This window comes from Oleiphilus sp. HI0043, from assembly GCF_001634935.1.
This window is the reverse complement of the sequence record NZ_LWEY01001285.1, coordinates 1-1,135: the sequence shown is the minus strand read 5'-3', so window position 1 is coordinate 1,135 and position 1,135 is coordinate 1. Positions and strand designations below refer to the sequence as shown.

At 48.3% G+C, this 1,135-nt stretch carries 1 protein-coding gene and 1 pseudogene; both read left to right on the top strand.

Going from position 1 to position 1,135, the window contains the following annotated elements:
• Positions 1-608: pseudogene (gene narH, locus A3729_RS16730) on the top strand (nitrate reductase subunit beta); the annotation flags it as partial.
• A 1-nt stretch (position 609) separates the two neighbouring features.
• On the top strand, positions 610-1,135 hold a 526-nt coding region (narJ, locus tag A3729_RS16725), incomplete at its 3' end, for a nitrate reductase molybdenum cofactor assembly chaperone (protein WP_068634099.1).

Genomic DNA, 1,135 nt, shown 5'->3' with positions numbered 1-1,135 from the left:
CGGCACGCGCTGAAGGCATTCCTGATAGCTGGATTGAGTCGGCTCAAGCATCACCTGTTTATAAGATGGCAATGGACTGGAAAGTAGCGCTACCGTTACACCCAGAGTACCGTACGCTGCCAATGGTTTGGTACATCCCACCACTATCCCCAATCCAGAATGCTGCTGAGCAGGGTCGTATTGGTATGGACGGTGTGATTCCAGACATTAAGTCACTGCGTATTCCGGTACGGTACTTGGCTAATTTGCTAACGGCCGGTGAAGAAGCGCCAGTTGTGAATGCACTAGAAAGAATGCTGGCAATGCGTTCATTCAAGCGTTCACAGCAAGTAGAAGGCAAAGAAGATCTGGAAGTTTTGAAGAAGACGGGTTTAACAGCCTTACAGGTTGAAGAAATGTATCGTTACATGGCGATTGCTAACTACGAAGACCGTTTCGTCGTGCCATCAAGCCATAAAGCTTACGCAGAAGATGCTTACGACATGAAGAGTTCATGTGGTTTCAGCTTCGGCAATGGCTGTAGCGATGGTAACAACGAAGTCAACATGTTTGGTGGTAACAAACCAAGTAACCGAGCGAATATCATCGCGGTTTCAGGAGGTGACTAAGATGGATACTTCAAATGCGAAGGTGCTAGCTGTTGTATCTTGTTTGATGGATTACCCACGGGAAGACATCCTTCTTTACAAAGGTGAATTGGATCAAGTGGTAGCGGAGGCTGGCCTAGCGCCAGCCATCGAAACCAAGTTGCTGGCGTTTATTGAAAACCGGGCAGCGATGGATCTAATGGACTGGCAGAGTGAATACGGTGGTCTATTCGATCGTGGACGTTCGGTCGCGCTATGGTTGTTTGAGCACGTACACGGCGAATCCCGTGATCGTGGCCAGGCAATGGTAGATCTGGTCGATATGTACCGCGAAGCAGGTTTAGAGCTGGACAAGCACGAGTTGCCTGACTACATCCCCTTGTTCCTGGAGTTTCTCTCAACCCAAGGTAAAGAGAACGCCCAGAATTGGTTGCAGGAAATGGAGCATATTTTAGGCTTGATCCAGTGTCGCTTGGAAAAACGTAAAAGTGATTACTCGGTTTTGTTTGAGGCGCTTCTGGACTTTGCTGACAGTAAGATCGAATTGG